This window comes from Nonomuraea sp. NPDC050783 (genome assembly GCF_040802095.1).
Lineage (GTDB): Bacteria > Actinomycetota > Actinomycetes > Streptosporangiales > Streptosporangiaceae > Nonomuraea.
In genome coordinates this window covers 158,810-174,752 of sequence record NZ_JBFAHK010000004.1, presented here as the reverse complement: position 1 = coordinate 174,752, position 15,943 = coordinate 158,810, and the positions used below count along the sequence as shown (strand labels likewise).

The following is a 15,943-nucleotide window of genomic DNA, read 5'->3' as shown; positions in this document are numbered from 1 at the left end:
CATGCCGCCCACCCGTGCCAAGGTCCCGCGCCGGCGGTCCATGCAGTGGATCGAGACCCGGGCCGCCCTGCTGTTCATCAGCCCCTGGATCCTCGGGTTCCTGATCTTCACCCTGTGGCCCGTCATCAACAGCGCGTACCTGTCGCTCACCGACTACGACGTCATCAACGACCCGAACTTCGTCGGCTTCGACAACTACGTGCAGCTCTTCCAGGACCCCAAGGTCGGGCTGGCCCTGCGCAACACCTTCGTCTACCTGGTGCTGTCGGTGCCGACCCACCTCGTGGTCGCGCTCGGGCTGGCGCTGCTGCTCAACGGCGCCACCCGGGCGACCGGGTTCTTCCGCACCGCGTTCTTCCTGCCGAAGATGACCCCGCCGGTCGCCGTCGGCATCCTGCTGCTGATGTTGTTCAACGGCCAGAGCGGCCTCATCAACGGCTTCCTCGGCATCTTCGGCATCGACGGGCCCGCCTGGACCACCGACCCCGACTGGGTCAAGCCGGGCCTGGTCCTGATGAACCTGTGGACGGTCGGCTCCTCGATCGTCATCATCCTGGCCGCGCTGCGCGCCGTCCCGCAGGAGCTGTACGACTCCGCGCTGGTGGACGGCGCCGGCTGGTGGCGGCGCACGCTGCGCATCACCGTCCCGATGATCAGCCCGACGTTGTTCTTCCTGTTCATCGTGGACAGCATCAACGCGCTGCAGTCGTTCACCGAGGCGTACACCGCCTTCTTCGGCTCCGGCAACACCACCTACAGCAACGACGCCGCCCTGTTCTACGCGATCTACCTGTTCCAGCAGGCCTTCGAGTTCCTGCACATGGGGTATGCCTCCGCCATGGCCTGGCTGCTGTTCGTCGTGATCATGGTGATCACCGCCGTGCAGATGCTCGTCACCAGGCGGTTCGTGCACTACGAAGGGGGTCGGCCGTGAGACGGCGGATCAGGCTGGCCGCGACGTGGACGGCGCTCAGCGGCTTCGCGCTCCTGTTCGTCTACCCGTTCATCTGGCTGCTCAGCGCGTCGTTCAAGCCGCGCAGCGAGGTGTTCGACCACCGGCTCATCCCCGAGACCTTCACCTTCGACAACTACCTCAGGGTCTGGCAGGAGGCGCCGCTGGCGTTGTGGATGGCCAACACGCTGCTGGTCACCGTGCTGGCCGCGGTGGCGGTGACGATCACCAGCGCGATGGTGGCCTGGGGCTTCGCCTACTTCCGCTTCCCCGGCCGCGGCTTCCTGTTCGGGATCGTGCTGGCCACGATGATGCTGCCGGGCGCGGTCACCATGATCCCGGTCTTCCTCATCTGGAACGACCTCGGCATGGTGGGCACGCTGACGCCGCTGTGGGCGCAGAACCTGTTCGGCAGCGCCTTCTACATCTTCCTGCTGCGGCAGTTCTTCCTCGGCCTGCCGCGCGAGCCGTTCGAGGCGGCCAAGATCGACGGCGCCGACAACTGGCGGATCTTCACCAGGATCGCGCTGCCGCTGTGCAGGCCGGCCGTCGTGGTGACGCTGCTGTTCGAGTTCCAGGCCGCCTGGACCGACCTCATGCGGCCGCTGATCTACCTGCGCGACTCCGGCACCTTCACCGTGCCGCGCGGCCTGAAGGCGCTGCTCGACCAGTTCGGCTTCGGCGGCGAGTGGCACTGGGAGATCGTCATGACGGCCAGCGTGATCACCACGATCCCGATGATCATCCTGTTCTTCCTCGGCCAGAAGCACTTCGTCAGGGGCATCGCCACGACCGGCGGCAGATGAGGGTCCTCCAGACCATGCGCGTCACCACCACCGACCAGGCGTACTACCTGGACACCGGCCACTACCGGCTGACCGTCTCGCGTACCGACCCCAGCGCCGAGCTGGAGGGCTGGGCGACGCTCAGCCTCCTGTCCTCGGTCGGCACCGCCGCCGGGCGGGACGAGACCTACGAGACGCTGCCGCCCGTGCTCGCCGAGCGCGAGGGCGAGGTGGTCTTCGACTTCCCGCAGCGCAGCACCGGGTGGGAGGCCAAGACCGTCCGCCTCACCTGCACCCCCGAGACCCTGGCCGTCGAGGTGCGGGTCGAGGGCGACGGCGTGCTGTCCGACGTGACGCTGCTCGGCGGCCGGGCCGTGCTCAACTCGCGCGCCGCGGGAACGTTCCGCAGCGGCCTGCACGCCCGCGGCGTCTTCAGCCCCACGCCCGCCCACCCCGTGCAGGTCGTCCGGCCGGTGTCGGCCGGCGTCGCGCTGACCGTGATCGGCGACGCCTCGCCGGGCCGGCTGCACGCGGTCTTCTCGCCGCCGCCGCTGGTGCTGGCCTTCACCAAGGAGGAGCCGGCCGGGCCCACCGACGTGCCCGAGGGCACCTGGCTGGCGGCGGCCGTGCGGGCCGGGATCGCCGGGCTCACCTTCACCGAGCTGGCGTACGAGCCGGTGGACGGCGGCGCGCTGCTGCGCTTCGACTACGAGTGCCACACCGAGGTACGCGGCTCGTGGACGTCCCCGGCCGTGGTGCTGTGGCTGGCCGGCTCGCCCTGGGAGGCCATCACCCAGCACCGCCAGGACCTGCTCGCCCACCGCCTCGCCCCCGCCGGGCCGGCCCGCGAGCGGCACGCCTGGTGGAGCGAGCCGATCTTCTGCGGCTGGGGCGCCCAGTGCGCCCGCGCGAACGGCGCCCGCTCGCCCGTCGAGCTGTCCCGCCAGGACCTCTACGACGGGTGGCTGGCCCGGCTGGAGGCGCACGGCGTCGTGCCCGGCACCGTCGTCGTGGACGACCGCTGGCAGCTCGCCTACGGCGACCCGCGTCCGGACCCGGACAAGTGGCCCGACCTGCGCGGCTGGATCGCCGGCCGGCACGCGCGCGGCCAGCGGGTGCTGCTGTGGTGGCGGGCCTGGTCGGCCGACGGGCTGCCGCCCGAGGAGTGCGTGCTGGACGCGGCCGGCCGCCCCGTGGCCGCCGACCCCTCCAACCCCGCCTACCGGCGGCGCGTCGGGGAGATCATGGAGCGGCTGCTCGGCGACCTGGCCGCGGACGGCTTCAAGATCGACTTCACGCAGTGGTTCCCCAGCGGCACGCACCTCAAGGCGTACGGCTCCACGTGGGGCCTGGCGCTGCTGCACGAGCTGCTGGCCACCATGTACGGGGCCGCCAAGCGCGTCAAGCCCGACGCCCTCATGATCACCCACACCCCGCACCCGGCCTTCGGCGACGTCACCGACATGATCCGGCTCAACGACGTGCTGGAGTACGACCCGCGCGGCGCCCGCGTCCCGGCCGCCGACCAGCTCCGCTACCGGCACGCCGTGGCCACGCACGCCATGCCCCGGCACCTGATCGACACCGACCAGTGGCCGATGCCGAGCCGCGCCGACTGGCTCGCCTACGCCGAGGCCCAGCCCGCGCTCGGCGTGCCCGCCCTCTACTACGCCGAGCGCGTGGACGGCTCGCTGGAGGAGATCACCGGCGACGACCTGCGCCGCGTGGCCGCCTGGTGGCGGCGTTGAGGCAGGCGGAGGTCGTCGTCCTCGGCGCCACGTCGGCCGGGGTCTGCGCCGCCGTCGCCGCCGCCCGCCGCGGCCTCGACACCGTGCTGCTGGAGCCCGGCCGGCACGTCGGCGGCATGACCTCCGGCGGGCTCGGCTACACCGACCTCGGCGACGCCCGCGTGCTGGGCGGCATGGCCGCCGAGTTCCGCCGGGCGGTCGCCGGCGCCTACGGCGTCGCCCCCGGCCACTACGCCGGCCCCGAGCCGCACGTCGCCGAGCGGATCTTCCTGGAGTGGCTGGAGCGCGCCGGGGTGGAGGTGGTGTTCGACGCCCCGCTGCGCGACGTGGTCACCGCCGGCGGCCGGATCGTCTCCGCCTCCGGCCACACCGCCGGGGTCTTCGTGGACGCCGGCTACGAGGGCGACCTCATGGCCGCCGCCGGGGTGGGCTACCGGGTCGGCAGGGAGGACCGCGCGCTGCACGGGGAGACCTTCGCCGGCCGGCGCGAGGTGATGCCCGGCAGGCACGGCTTCCCGTCGTGGGTCTCCCCGTTCCGCGCCGGCGGCGACCTGCTCCCGCAGGTGGCCGACGGCCCGATGGCCGAGGTCGGCGCGGGCGACGGCGGCGTCATGTCCTACGGCTACCGCGTCTGCATGACCACCGCCCCCGGCCGGATCCCGTTCGAGCGGCGGCCCGGCTACGACGAGGAGCACTGGGAGCTGGGGCGGCGGTTGTTCCGGCACTGGCGCGAGCGCGGCGTCGAGGTGCCCGCCGGGCGGCTCGTCGGCCTGGAGCCCAACCTGCCGAACGGCAAGTGCGACGGCAACTCGCTCGGCCCGTTCTCGCTCAGCGTGCTCGACCGCTCCGCCTGGGCCTACCCGGAGGCCGGCCCGGCCGAGCGCGAGCGCATCCGGCTGCACCACCTCCACCACGCCCAGGACCTGCTGTACTTCCTCGCCACCGACCCCGAGGTGCCCGCGCCCGTGCGGGCCGAGCTGGGCCGGTGGGGGCTGCCCGCCGACGAGTTCGCCGACACCGGGCACCTGCCGCACCAGCTCTACGTGCGCGAGGCGCGCCGCATGCTGGGGGAGGCGCACCTCACCGAGCACGACCTGCGCCGGGCCCGCCCGTGGCCGGACGCCGTCGCCATGGGCTCCTACCACCTGGACATCCGGGAGGTGCAGCGCACCTGGCGATGGGTGTACGAGCACCCGGACCCGGTGCCGATGGTGGTCAACGAGGGCTACCTGTCGGTACGGGTGCCGCCGTACCCGATCCCGTACCGGGCGATCGTGCCGCGGCGCGAGGAGTGCGCGAACCTGCTGGTGCCGGTGTGCGTGTCGGCCTCGCACGTGGCGTTCTCGTCGATCCGGATGGAGGTCCAGTACCAGATGCTGGGCCACGCCGCCGGGCTCGCCGCCGCCCGGGCGGCCGCCACCGGCGCGGACGTGCAGGACGTGGACGTGGCCGCCCTCCAGGAGGAGCTGGCCGCCGCCGGCCAGGTGCTGTCCCTCTGACGGCAGCCGGCCCCCGGCGGCCCGGCCCCGTGCAGGGGGCCGACCCGGTGCAGGGGGCCGGCCCGGTGCGGGAGCGCGGCCCGGTGCGGGAGCGCGGCCCGGTGCAGGGGCGCGGCCCGGTGCGGGAGCGCGGCCCCGTGCAGGAGCGCGGCCCGGTCGGCAGGGGCCGGCCCGCCGTCAGGCCGGGGCGCTCCCGGGCGCTCGCTCCAGGGCCGCGCGCACGAACGGCGGGATCACCCCGCGCAGGACGTTGGCCTCGTGCGCCTCGGCACGTTCCAGCGCCCGCCGCGCCGGCCCGGGCTCGCCCCCCGCCAGCAGGTCGAGCGCCGCCAGACCCGCGGCGCCCATGTCCCGGGCGGCGGCCACCCAGCGGGCCAGCTCGGCGGCGAACGCGCCCGGCACGTCCACCGGCAGCCCGGCCAGCCGCTCCAGCTCGGCCCTGAGCCGCCCGGCGCCCTCGCCCAGCAGGGCCGAGGCGCACAGGGCGGTCAGCGCGGGGCTCTGGTCGGCGCCGGGCGGCCAGGCCGAGCACGCCTCCACCAGCGGCAGCAGCTCCGCCGCCCCCGGCAGCAGCCGGACGGCCGCCCGGTGCGAGCGCCCGGGGTCGTAGGCCGCCAGGTGCCAGGCGTAGTCGGCCACCGTCGTCAGCGCCAGCCGGGAGGCGGTCGCCTGGACCATCGGGTTGGCGGTGACGCCCTCCAGCGGCGCGTGGCCGAGGTCGGTCGCCCGCCCGACCAGCGGGCCGAGGAAGACCCGGGAGAAGTCGAAGTCGTTGACCGGGAAGTTGTCCCACAGGGCCAGGCGGTGGCCGTAGGAGGCCGCGGCGGCCGTCATGTCGTAGGCCGGGATCGTGCCCACCACGATGTCGGGGCCGGTCCACCAGACGAGCACGCCGGGCGGCAGCTCCGCGGCCAGCCGGTCGCGGTAGGCGCCGCGGGCGGTGCCGGCGTAGTCGGTGGGCACCATGGTCAGCGGGCGCTCGGCGCCGTGCCTGGCCAGGAACTCAGTGGCGAAGTCGCGGCAGACGGCCGCGTGGGCGCTCGCGCTCGCGCCCTCCTCCGTGCCGTACGCCGCCCGGTCGGCCTCGTGCCGCAGCTCCGGCGGGATGTCGTCGAACAGCAGCGCGAACTCGCGCACGCCGATCTCCCACACCTGCTCGGCCTTGGCCCGCAGCGCCGCCCGCTCGGCCGGGTCGCTGCAGACCATCGACAGGCCGGGGCTCAGCGCGAAGACCAGCCGCACGTGCTGCCGGCCCGCCTCGGCCACCAGCTCCGCCAGCCGCGCCAGCTCCTCCGGAGGGTAGGGCTCCCGCCAGCGTTCGCGGTGGAAGGGGTCGTCCTTGGGGGCGTACACGTAGGCGTTGAGCTTGTGGCGGGCCGAGAAGCGCAGGTGGTCGAGGCGGGCGGCGTGGCTCCACGGGGTGCCGTAGAAGCCCTCGATGGTGCCCCGCAGCGGCAGGTCGGGCCAGTCGCGCACCTCGCACTCCGGCACGCACCTGGCGTGCTCGGGGCAGGGGACGGCGGCCAGCGCGAGCAGCGTCTGCGCCCCGTAGAACGCGCCCGCCGCGTCGGCCCCGACGACGGCCACCCGGCCGTCGCCGGCGACCAGGGTGTAGCCCTCGGGCGGCAGGCCCGCCGCCGCGTCCACGCGGACCTCCACGCGGACCTCCACGCGGGTGTCCGGGGCGTCGGTGGAGGGCTCCGCGAGGGCGAGGGAGGAGGTGAGCGCGTCGACCGCCGTGCCGGTGGCATCGTCACCGTGGATCCGGCAGGCACCCAGGTCGAGGTGCGAAGACCCGAGGGCGGCCTTCTTGGGACAGGGAACGATCCACTGGAGGACATCCATTGTGGGAACGATACCGGATAGAGTAGAGCCTCGTGAGTGAGGAAGTGGCCGAAGTTGTGCCCGGTGTCTTCCGCGTGGCCGACACCTGCCACGTCTACGTCGTGACGGCCCCCGCGCGGGAGGGGGAGGAGCGCACCGCGATCGCGATCGACTTCGGCTCCGGGCGCGTCCTCGACCTCCTCGGCGAGATCGGCGTCGACCGCCTCACCGACGTGCTGATGACGCACCACCACCGCGACCAGGCGCAGGGCCTGGCCAGGGCGGCCGCCGCGGGCGTCGCCGTGCACGTGCCGCCGGTCGAGCGGGAGCTGTTCGAGAAGGTCGACGAGATGTGGGAGGGGCGCCGGCTCGGCAACGACTACGACCTGCGCGACGACCGTTTCTCCCTGCTGGAGCCGGTGCCGGTGGCCGGCGTGGTCCCCGAATACCGCACGGCCGTCTACGGCGGCGTGGAGGTGCGCGTGCTGCCCACCCCCGGGCACACCCCCGGCTCGGTCACCTACGTCGTGGGCCGCACGGCGTTCACCGGCGACCTCATCTACGCCCCCGGCAAGGTGTGGTCGCTGGCCGCCACCCAGTGGTCCTACACCGAGAACGAGGGCCCGGCCATGGTCGTCCTGAGCTGCGAGCTGCTGCGCCGCGAGGACCTCGACGTGCTGCTGCCCTCGCACGGCGAGCCCATGACCGACCCCGGCGACGCCCTGGAGCGGCTCTCCGGGTCGATGCAGCGTTACGTGGACTTCCGCCGCCCCTACCCGTGGGACGTCAAGGGGCTGCTGGCCGACCCGTTCGTCCAGGTCACCACGCACCTGCTGATGAACCGCAGCGCCCAGTCCTACAGCTACGTGCTGCTGTCGGAGTCGGGCGCGGCGATGGTCTTCGACTTCGGCTACGACATGTCCACCGGCCTGGTCGGCGATACCTCCCGCGCCGCCCGCCGCCCCTGGCTGGCCTCGCTGCCCGCGCTGCGCGAGCGCTACGGCGTCACCGAGATCGAGGTCGCCGTGCCCACCCACTACCACGACGACCACGTGGCCGGCATGCCGCTGCTGCGCGACGTCGAGGGCACCCGGATCTGGGTACCTTCCCACATCGCGCCCGTCCTGGCCGCGCCGCGCCACCACGACCTGCCCTGCCAGTGGTTCGACCCCATCCCCGCCGACCGCGTGCTGGAGCTGGGGCGGACCGTGCGCTGGCGGGAGTACGACATCACGGTGCACGACCTGCCGGGCCACACGCTGTTCGCGGCGGCCTACGAGTTCACCGTCGACGGCCACAAGGTCCTGGTCACCGGCGACCAGCAGGACGGCATGGGCATCCCCGGCGAGCGCCAGGAGATCCTCAACTTCCAGTACAAGAACCGCTTCAGGATCGACGACTACCGCAGGAGCGCGGCCCTCTACCGGCGGCTGCGCCCCGACCTGATGGTCAGCGGCCACTGGCGGCCCCGCTGGGTCGACGACGCCTACCTGCGCATGCTCGCCGAGCGCGGCGAGGAGCTGGCCGAGCTGCACCGCGAGCTGCTGCCGCTGGAACGCCTCGATCTGGGGGCGGATGGCGTGTTGTGCCGGCTGACGCCGTACTATGCCAGCGTCCCCGCGGGGGGCGAGCTGGTGCTCACCGCCACCGTGCGCAACCCCTTCCCCGAGAAGGTCACCGCCACCGTCGAGCCCGTCGTCCCTCCTGGCTGGGAGCGCGAGCCAGGGCCGTTGACGCTAAGGATCCCCGAAGGGGGTATGGAGCAGGTGCATCTCCGTCTCGGCGCCGACGCCGTGCCGCGACGCCGCGTTCGCCTCGCAGTCGACTTGACCATCGGCGATCTGCGTCTCGGTCAGCACGCCGAGGCGCTGGCCGACGTGGTCGCGGAAGGGAATCGATGACCATAGAGCGGCGTACCCCTCTCAGCCGTTCCCGGCGGCCCACCATCAAGGACGTCGCGGAGGCCGCCGGCGTCTCGCGCTCCACCGTCTCCCGGGCGCTCACCGGGCGCGGGTACGCGGCCAGCGACGTGCGCGAGCGCGTGCTGCGGGCCGCCGCCGAGCTGGGATACGTCCCCGACGTGATGGCCCGCACGCTCAAGCAGCAGGTCAGCCGCTCGGTCGGCGTGCTGGTCAGCGACCTGCGCAACCCCTTCTACGCCGAGCTGGCCGCCGGGGCGAGCAGGGAGGCCCGCGAGCGCGGCTACACGCTGGTGCTGGCCGACACGAGCCTGTCGGCCGAGGCCGAGAGCGAGGCCGCCGAGGCGCTGGTCGCGCTGCGCGTGGCCGGCGTCATCGTCACGCCCAACTCCCCGGCCGTCTCCACCTACCTCGCCTCGCACCACATCCCGGTGGTCGAGGTCGACCGGCAGTTCGCGCCGGGCTCCACCGACGGCGTGGTGGTCGGCAACCGCGTCGGCGCCCGCACGGCCACCGCCCACCTGGTCGGGCTGGGGCACCGCAGGATCGCCCTGTTCATCGACGAGACCGACTGGACCACCGGTTACGAGCGCTACCAGGGCTACCTGGAGGCGCTGTCGGCCGGTGACATCAAGGTCGATCCCGGCCTGGTGGTCTCCTCCGGCTGGGACGTCGCCGACTCCCGGCGGCGCGCGGTCGACATGCTGCGCGGCCCCGACCGGCCGACCGCCGTCTTCGCCGCCAACAACGTCCTGGCCGAGGGCGTCTGGCGGGCCATCGGCGAGCTGGGGCTGCGGGTGCCCGCCGACATCAGCCTGGTGGCCTTCGACGACGCGCCCTGGATGAGCATGGTCTCGCCCACGGTCACCGCCGTCTCCCAGGACACCTTCAACCTCGGGGCGGCCGCCGTGCGCCGGCTGGACGAGCGCATCGAGATGCCCGAGGCCGACTCCGTCACGACCGTGCTCAACGTGCGTCTGGTGACCCGCGAGTCCACCGCGCCCCCGCCCGCGCTCTGACCTTTCCCTTCCTCGCGCGCGTTGACCCGCGGGGAAGGCGCGGCCTAGGATCCCCTGTGGGAACGATGTCACAGCACGCACGCGGTGCTCGTTCCCGCTCGGAGGCCCCATGCAGCACACACGTCCCCCAAGGCTCCCCCCGGTCCTGGCGCTCGACATCGGCGGCACCAAGCTCGCCGTGGGCGTGGTCACCGGCGACGGCGCGGTCCACGGCTGGCAGCTCGCCCCCACCCGCAGGGAGGAGGGGCCGGAAGCGGTCCTGACCAGGCTGTTCGACCTGGGCAGGAAGGCGGTGGCCGAGGCCGGGCTGCCCGAGGAGGTGGCCGCCGTCGGCATCTCGTGCGGCGGCCCGCTCGACGCGGCGACCGGCGTGCTGGAGTGCCCGCCGCACCTGCCCGGCTGGATCGGCGTCCCGGTGGGCACGATGGCGGCCGAGGCGTTCGGCGTGCCGGCCGCGCTTGAGAACGATGCCACGGCCGCCGCGCTGGGCGAACACCGCTACGGCGCGGGCCGCGGCACCAGCACGATGCTCTACCTCACCGTCTCGACCGGCGTCGGCGGCGGCTCGATCGTCGGCGGGCGCCTGCACCGGGGCGCGGCCGGCAACGGCGGCGAGCTCGGGCACGTCATGGTGCGGCCGGGCGGGCGCCGCTGCTCCTGCGGGCGGCTCGGCTGCCTGGAGGCGTACGCCTCGGGGACGGCCATCGCCGAGCGCGCCCGCGAGGCGCTGGCCGCCGGCCGGCCCTCGGCGCTGGCGGCCGCCGGGCGGCTCACCGCCGAGGAGGTGTCCCTCGCGGCGGCGGCCGGCGACCCGCTCGCCACGGAGATCTGGGACGAGGCCACCTGGGCGCTGGGCAGCGCGCTCACCGACCTGGTCAACGCCTTCGAGCCCGAGCTGGTGGTCCTGGGCGGCGGCGTCACCCGCTCGGGAGAGCGGCTGCTGGAGCCCGTCGCCGCCGCCGTCGCCCGTGACGCCATGCCGCCGGCGGCCCGCGCCGTTCGCGTCGAGCTGTCCCGGCTCGGCGCGGGCGTCTGCGTGGTCGGCGCCGGCGCCGTCGCCCACGACCTGCTCACCGGGGGGAACGCACGATGACACCCGACCCGTCCCCGGCCGCCGCGCTCGCCGGGCACCTGGCCGCCGCGCTGGCCGGGCACCTGGCCGCCGCGCGGGCCATGGCGGCGCTGGTGCCGGCCGTCGAGGCCGCCGCCGACCTGCTCATCGAGACCTTCACCCGCGGCGGCACCCTCTACACCCTGGGCAACGGCGGCAGCGCCGCCGACGCCCAGCACCTCACCGGCGAGCTGATCGGCCGCTACAAACGCGAGCGCCGCCCCCTCCCCACGGTGACGCTCACCACCGACGCCACCGTCATGACCTGCATCGCCAACGACTACTCCTACGAGGACGTCTTCGCCCGCCAGGTGCGCGCCCTGGCCCGCCCCGGCGACGCCGTGGCCGCCTTCACCACCAGCGGCGACTCACCCAACGTGGTCGCCGCCCTCGAAACCGCCCGGGCCAACGGCGCGGTGACGCTACTGTTCGGCGGAGGCGACGGCGGAAAGGCCGCCGCGCACGCCGACCACCTCCTCCTCGCCCCCAGCTCGGAAACACCGCGCATCCAGGAGATCCACACACTGATGCTGCACATGATCAGCGAGAAGGTCGACGCATGGGCGGCCGCGTGAGCAGGGCCCCCATGTCGAACGCCCCCTCCGGCCCCCAGCCCGGCGACCTCTCCAGAGCCCCCCGCCCGGCGGCCGCCCCCGACCGCACCCTCCACATGATCGGCAACGCGCACCTCGACCCGGTCTGGCTCTGGCCCTGGCAGGAGGGCTACCAGGAGGCCCGCGCCACGTTCTGGTCGGCCGTCCACCGCATGGACGAATACCCCGACTTCGTCTTCACCTGCGACCAGGTGGTGCTCCTGTCGTGGGTGGAGGAGTCCGACCCGGAGCTGTTCGCCCGCATCCGCGAGCGGGTCGCGGAGGGCCGCTGGGTCATGACCGGAGGCTGGTGGGTGGAGCCCGACTGCAACATGCCCTCCGGCGAGTCGTTCGTCCGCCAGGGCCTGTACGGCCAGCGCTACCTCAAGGAGAAGTTCGGCGTCACCGCCACCGTCGGCATGAACGTCGACCCGTTCGGCCACCACGCCATGCTCCCGGCGATCCTGCGCGGCCAGGGCATGGACTCCTACTGCTTCCTGCGCCCCGGCCCGCACGAGAGCGAGCTGCCCGGCACGCTGTTCTGGTGGGAGGCCGCCGACGGCAGCCGGGTGCTGGCCTACCGCATCCCGTTCGAGTACTGCAGCCCGCCCGGCGAGGTCGCCGGCCAGGCCGAGAAGGCGCTCGGCCAGCTCGACCGCTCGCTCGGCGACCTCATGGTCTTCTACGGCGTCGGCAACCACGGCGGCGGCCCCACCAGGGCCAACATCGAGTCCATCCACCGCTACGACCGCATGGGCACCTTCGGCGAGCTGACGATGTCCTCGCCGCGCCGCTACTTCGACGAGATCGCCAAGCGCCTCGGCGAGCAGGGCCTGGCCGAGCTGCCGGTGTGGAAGGACGACCTGCAGCACCACGCGGCCGGCTGCTACTCCGCGCACTCCGGCGTCAAGCAGTGGCAGCGGCGGGCGCAGGCGGCGGTGCTGTCGGCCGAGCGCTGGGCCGCCGTCGCCGGGCACGACGCCCGCGCCGACCTCGAACGGGCCTGGAAGCAGGTGCTGTTCAACCAGTTCCACGACGTGCTGCCCGGCTCGGCCGTCGAGCCCGCCTACGACGACGCCCGCGACCAGCTCGGCGAGGCCGTCGCGATCTCCAAGCGGATCATCACCCGGGCCCACAACGTCATCGCCCGCGACATCGACGTCCCGTACGAGGACGGCACCCAGCCGGTCGTCGTCTTCAATCCGCACCCGTGGCCGGTCACCACCCGCGTCGAGATGCAGTACGGCCTGGCCCCCGGCGGCGTGCACGTCGTGGACGCCGACGGCGCCGGCGTGCTCTGCCAGCGCAGCCAGCCGGTGGCCACCACCGACGACAGAGGCCGCGGCGCGACCGTGTTCCGCGCCGAGCTGCCCCCGCTCGGCTACCGCCTCTACCGCCTGCGCCAGGGCGCCCCGGCGCCGGCGGCGGGCCTGGCGGTCTCCCCCTGCCACCTGGAGAACGACGTCCTGAGCCTGGAGCTCGACCCCGACACCGGCTGGCTGCGCAGCCTGCTCGACAAGCGCACCGGCGTCGACCTGGTGGCCGGCGCGGCCGGCGAGCACACCGTGATCTGCGAGGATCCCACCGACACGTGGGGCCACCGGGTGGTCTCCTACGACTGGCCGGGCGAGGCCATGAGGGTCACCTCGATCACGCTGCGCGAGGCCGGCCCGCTGCGCGCCCGCGTGCGCGTCGAGCGGGAGTGGGGCCGCTCCACGATGAGCGAGGAGTTCATCCTCGGCGCGGGCGACGACGACGCGGTCGAGGTACGGGTGACGCTCGACTGGCGCGAGCGGGCCCACCTGATGAAGCTGCGCTTCCCGGTCGCGCTGGAGAGCCCGCGGGCCACGTACGAGATCCCGTTCGGGCACCTCGGCCGGCCGCTCGACGGCGCCGAGGAGCCGGCGCAGTCGTGGGTGGACCTGTCGGGCACCGGCGCCGGGCTGATCGTGATCAACAACGCCAAGCACGGCTACGACGTCGCCCCGCGGTCGCCGGGACGCAGCCCCAGCATCGGCATCACCGCCGTGCGCAGCCCCGTCCACGCCTGGCACGACCCCCGCCTGCTCGACCCCGAAGGCGTCTACTCCTATCAGGACCAGGGGGCGCAGCGGTTCACGTACCTGCTGGTGCCGCACGCCGGCGACTGGCGGGCGGCCGGTCCCGCGCGGCGGGCCGCGCTGCTCGGCTCGCCGGTGCGGGCCATGCTGGAGAGCTTCCACGACGGGCCGCTGCCCGCCGCGCTCGGCTACCTCGACGACGGCGGCGGCCAGGTCATGGTGACCGCGGTCAAGCTGCACGAGGACACCCCTGGCGACCTCGTCGTGCGGGCCGTCGAGACCACCGGCCGCCCCGCCGTGGCCACCCTGGACGTGCCGCTCGCCGGGATCCGGCTGACCGCCGACTTCGGGCCGAGCCAGATCCGGACCTTCCGCATCCCGCTGGACGACCCGTTCGCGGCGACGGAGAGCGACCTGGTCGAGCTGACCACCCGCAAGGGGGCGTTCACGGTGGAAGCATGGTGACCTTCCGCGACCCCGGCGGCGGCGAGGTGGCCGTCGAGGTGCTGGGGGAGGGGCCGTTCACCGTCGAGGGGCGGTGGGGCCGGCCGCTGCCCACCGGGCGGCGCGAGCTGCGGCTCACCGTCCGCCACGACGGCCCGGTGCCCGCGGTCGGCACCGTCCGGGTCAGCAGGTCGCTGCCCGCCGCCGACCCGTGGTGGCTGATCCCCGGCCTGTTCTACGGCGAGAACCGGCCCGCCGCCTGCGAGCGGATCTTCCCCCGCTTCGAGGCGGGCGCCGACCGGCCGGAGGAGATGGTCTCGGCCCGGTGGGGGTTCCGCGCGGACCGGGCGGCCACGCCCGCCGTGCTGGCGTGGGGGGACGACGGCGGGGCCGCGCTGCTGGCCGACGAGGAGTCGCCGCTGGGGCCGACCGGGCTGGCGTTCGAGCACGACGGGGAACGGGCCACGATCGCGCTGCTCTTCCCGTACCGAGAGTACCCGGTGACCTACTACGGGTCGGCGCCGCCGCTGCCCGCCCGGGCCGCCGAGCACGTCTGGCAGCCGGGCGAGACCCGCGTCCTGACGGCGGCCACCTGCGGGTTGCCCGCCGACCGGCACGCGTACGCGCCGCTGCTGCGCGAGGACCGCGAGCTGCGGCTGCCCGGCGCGCCCGTCCGCCCCTGGGAGAGCGTCGAGTCGGCGGCCGACATCGCCGCCGACGGGCTCTACCGCTGGCACTACGACCCCGACCCCGGCGTGCTGCTGGAGACCGTCGGCTTCGACCGCGAGGTCAGCGGCACCAACGGCGAGCGGGTGGACCGGCAGGCCATGCACGTCGGCTGGGTGAGCGGCATCCCGTGGGCGGCGGCGCTGCTGGAGCACGGGCTGCGCACCGGGCGGGCCGAGCACGTGGCCGCCGCCGAGCGGGTGATCGGCTTCGTCTGCGCCAACCTGTCGCCGTCCGGCACGTTCTGGGGCACCTGGTACCGGCACGCGGGCTGGGCCCAGAGCTGGACCCCGGTCAAGGACGCGCTGCACGCCCGCACGCTCGGCGAGGCCACCCTCTTCCTGCTGCGGGCGCTGCGGCTGCGTCCCGACCCCGAGTGGGCGGCCGCCGCCCGCTCCAACCTCGACGCGGTGACCGCCCGCCAGCGTCCCGACGGCAACCTCGGCGCGCTGCACCACGCCGTCACCGGCGAGGTCCTGTCCTGGTCCGGCGCGTCCGGCCTGACCTGGGTGGCCGCCCTGGCCGAAGCCGGGCCGGAGCGCTACCTGGCGGCCGCTGTCCGGGCGGGGGAGTACTACACCCGCTTCGTACGCGAGGAGTTCATCCACGGCGCGCCCGAGGACGTCGATCTGGCCCCCACCTCCGAGGACGGCTACGCCGCCGTGCTCGCCTACCTGGCGCTGCACCGCCGCACCGGCGAGCGGCGCTGGCTCGACCTGGCCCGCCGCGCCGCCGACTGGACGCTCACCTTCCGCTACACCTACAACGTGCGCTTCGGGCCGCGCACCCCGCTCGGCGCGTACGGCTTCGCCACCCGCGGCGCCGACCAGGCGTCGCCGTCCAACCAGCACGTGCACGCGTACGGGCTGGTCTGCACCGCCGAGCTGATCGAGCTGTCGCGGGCGCTCGGCGACCCCTACTACGCCGAGCGGGCGCGGGAGTCCCTGGCGTGCTTCCGCCAGCTCCTGCCGGCCGCCGACGGCGACGTCAACGGCTACCGGGGCATGATCACCGAGCGCTACTACCAGACCGACTGCTTCCAGCCGAAGGGCATGTACCTGACGCTGTCGCACGCCTGGAGCGCCGGGGTGCTGCTGCTGGCCTGCGAGCAGGTGCTGGCCGCGTCGCGGGACGCCCGCCCGCGGGCCCTCCTTGAGCGCGAGCCGGGCGGGCGGAAGCTGAGCGGGGACGCGCAACCGGCCTAGGCGCGGCCCTCGGTGGTCAACGATATCCTTGCGGCTTCTGTTGAGACTTCTGCCCGGA

At 74.2% G+C, this 15,943-nt stretch carries 11 protein-coding genes; 10 read left to right on the top strand and 1 reads right to left on the bottom strand.

Features of this window, described 5'->3' with window-relative positions; genetic code table 11:
- Window position 1 precedes the first annotated feature (1 nt).
- From AB0H75_RS12230 to AB0H75_RS12215, 4 genes are read left to right on the top strand one after another with little or no spacing between them, the layout of a single operon-like run.
- On the top strand, window positions 2-934 hold the full coding sequence (locus tag AB0H75_RS12230; protein WP_367794712.1) for a carbohydrate ABC transporter permease: 933 nt from the start codon (window positions 2-4) through the stop codon (window positions 932-934).
- On the top strand, window positions 931-1,758 hold the full coding sequence (locus tag AB0H75_RS12225; RefSeq protein ID WP_367794709.1) for a carbohydrate ABC transporter permease: 828 nt from the start codon (window positions 931-933) through the stop codon (window positions 1,756-1,758). Before AB0H75_RS12230 ends, AB0H75_RS12225 begins: the two co-directional genes overlap by 4 nt.
- Window positions 1,755-3,485 (top strand): hypothetical protein, encoded by a 1,731-nt coding sequence (locus AB0H75_RS12220; RefSeq protein WP_367794706.1) that lies wholly within the window; start codon window positions 1,755-1,757, stop codon window positions 3,483-3,485. Before AB0H75_RS12225 ends, AB0H75_RS12220 begins: the two co-directional genes overlap by 4 nt.
- On the top strand, window positions 3,482-4,984 hold the full coding sequence (locus AB0H75_RS12215; protein WP_367794703.1) for an FAD-dependent oxidoreductase: 1,503 nt from the start codon (window positions 3,482-3,484) through the stop codon (window positions 4,982-4,984). Before AB0H75_RS12220 ends, AB0H75_RS12215 begins: the two co-directional genes overlap by 4 nt.
- Window positions 4,985-5,161: 177 nt before the next feature.
- Here AB0H75_RS12215 and AB0H75_RS12210 read toward each other — a convergent pair whose 3' ends face one another.
- Complete coding sequence (locus tag AB0H75_RS12210; RefSeq protein WP_367794700.1) at window positions 5,162-6,829, bottom strand: beta-N-acetylglucosaminidase domain-containing protein; 1,668 nt, start codon at window positions 6,827-6,829, stop codon at window positions 5,162-5,164.
- A 32-nt stretch (window positions 6,830-6,861) separates the two neighbouring features.
- On the opposite strand from AB0H75_RS12210, the gene AB0H75_RS12205 reads away from it, so the two are divergent.
- From AB0H75_RS12205 to AB0H75_RS12180, 6 genes are all read left to right on the top strand, one after another.
- The gene (locus tag AB0H75_RS12205; RefSeq protein ID WP_367794697.1) at window positions 6,862-8,709 is read left to right on the top strand and encodes an MBL fold metallo-hydrolase; all 1,848 of its coding nucleotides are present in this window, start codon (window positions 6,862-6,864) and stop codon (window positions 8,707-8,709) included.
- Window positions 8,706-9,746 (top strand): LacI family DNA-binding transcriptional regulator, encoded by a 1,041-nt coding sequence (locus AB0H75_RS12200; RefSeq protein WP_367794694.1) that lies wholly within the window; start codon window positions 8,706-8,708, stop codon window positions 9,744-9,746. The genes AB0H75_RS12205 and AB0H75_RS12200 overlap by 4 nt, the downstream gene beginning before the upstream one ends.
- Window positions 9,747-9,855: 109 nt before the next feature.
- The gene (locus AB0H75_RS12195) at window positions 9,856-10,839 is read left to right on the top strand and encodes an ROK family protein (RefSeq protein WP_367794691.1); all 984 of its coding nucleotides are present in this window, start codon (window positions 9,856-9,858) and stop codon (window positions 10,837-10,839) included.
- Window positions 10,836-11,432 (top strand): SIS domain-containing protein, encoded by a 597-nt coding sequence (locus AB0H75_RS12190; protein ID WP_367794688.1) that lies wholly within the window; start codon window positions 10,836-10,838, stop codon window positions 11,430-11,432. The genes AB0H75_RS12195 and AB0H75_RS12190 overlap by 4 nt, the downstream gene beginning before the upstream one ends.
- An 11-nt stretch (window positions 11,433-11,443) precedes the next feature.
- Window positions 11,444-13,975: an alpha-mannosidase gene (locus AB0H75_RS12185; protein ID WP_367794685.1), complete on the top strand. Its 2,532-nt coding sequence runs from the start codon at window positions 11,444-11,446 to the stop codon at window positions 13,973-13,975.
- Window positions 13,969-15,885 carry a hypothetical protein gene (locus AB0H75_RS12180; RefSeq protein ID WP_367794682.1) on the top strand — a complete coding sequence of 639 codons (1,917 nt, stop codon included), beginning with the start codon at window positions 13,969-13,971 and terminating at the stop codon, window positions 15,883-15,885. The genes AB0H75_RS12185 and AB0H75_RS12180 overlap by 7 nt, the downstream gene beginning before the upstream one ends.
- Window positions 15,886-15,943: the final 58 nt, after the last annotated feature.

Coding starts and splice junctions, on each gene's coding strand:
- AB0H75_RS12230 (WP_367794712.1), top strand. CDS start 2: ATGCCGCCCACCCGTGCCAAGGTCCCGCGCCGGCGGTCCATGCAGTGG.
- AB0H75_RS12220 (WP_367794706.1), top strand. CDS start 1,755: ATGAGGGTCCTCCAGACCATGCGCGTCACCACCACCGACCAGGCGTAC.
- AB0H75_RS12210 (WP_367794700.1), bottom strand. CDS start 6,829: ATGGATGTCCTCCAGTGGATCGTTCCCTGTCCCAAGAAGGCCGCCCTC.
- AB0H75_RS12200 (WP_367794694.1), top strand. CDS start 8,706: ATGACCATAGAGCGGCGTACCCCTCTCAGCCGTTCCCGGCGGCCCACC.
- AB0H75_RS12195 (WP_367794691.1), top strand. CDS start 9,856: ATGCAGCACACACGTCCCCCAAGGCTCCCCCCGGTCCTGGCGCTCGAC.
- AB0H75_RS12190 (WP_367794688.1), top strand. CDS start 10,836: ATGACACCCGACCCGTCCCCGGCCGCCGCGCTCGCCGGGCACCTGGCC.
- AB0H75_RS12185 (WP_367794685.1), top strand. CDS start 11,444: ATGTCGAACGCCCCCTCCGGCCCCCAGCCCGGCGACCTCTCCAGAGCC.
- AB0H75_RS12180 (WP_367794682.1), top strand. CDS start 13,969: ATGGTGACCTTCCGCGACCCCGGCGGCGGCGAGGTGGCCGTCGAGGTG.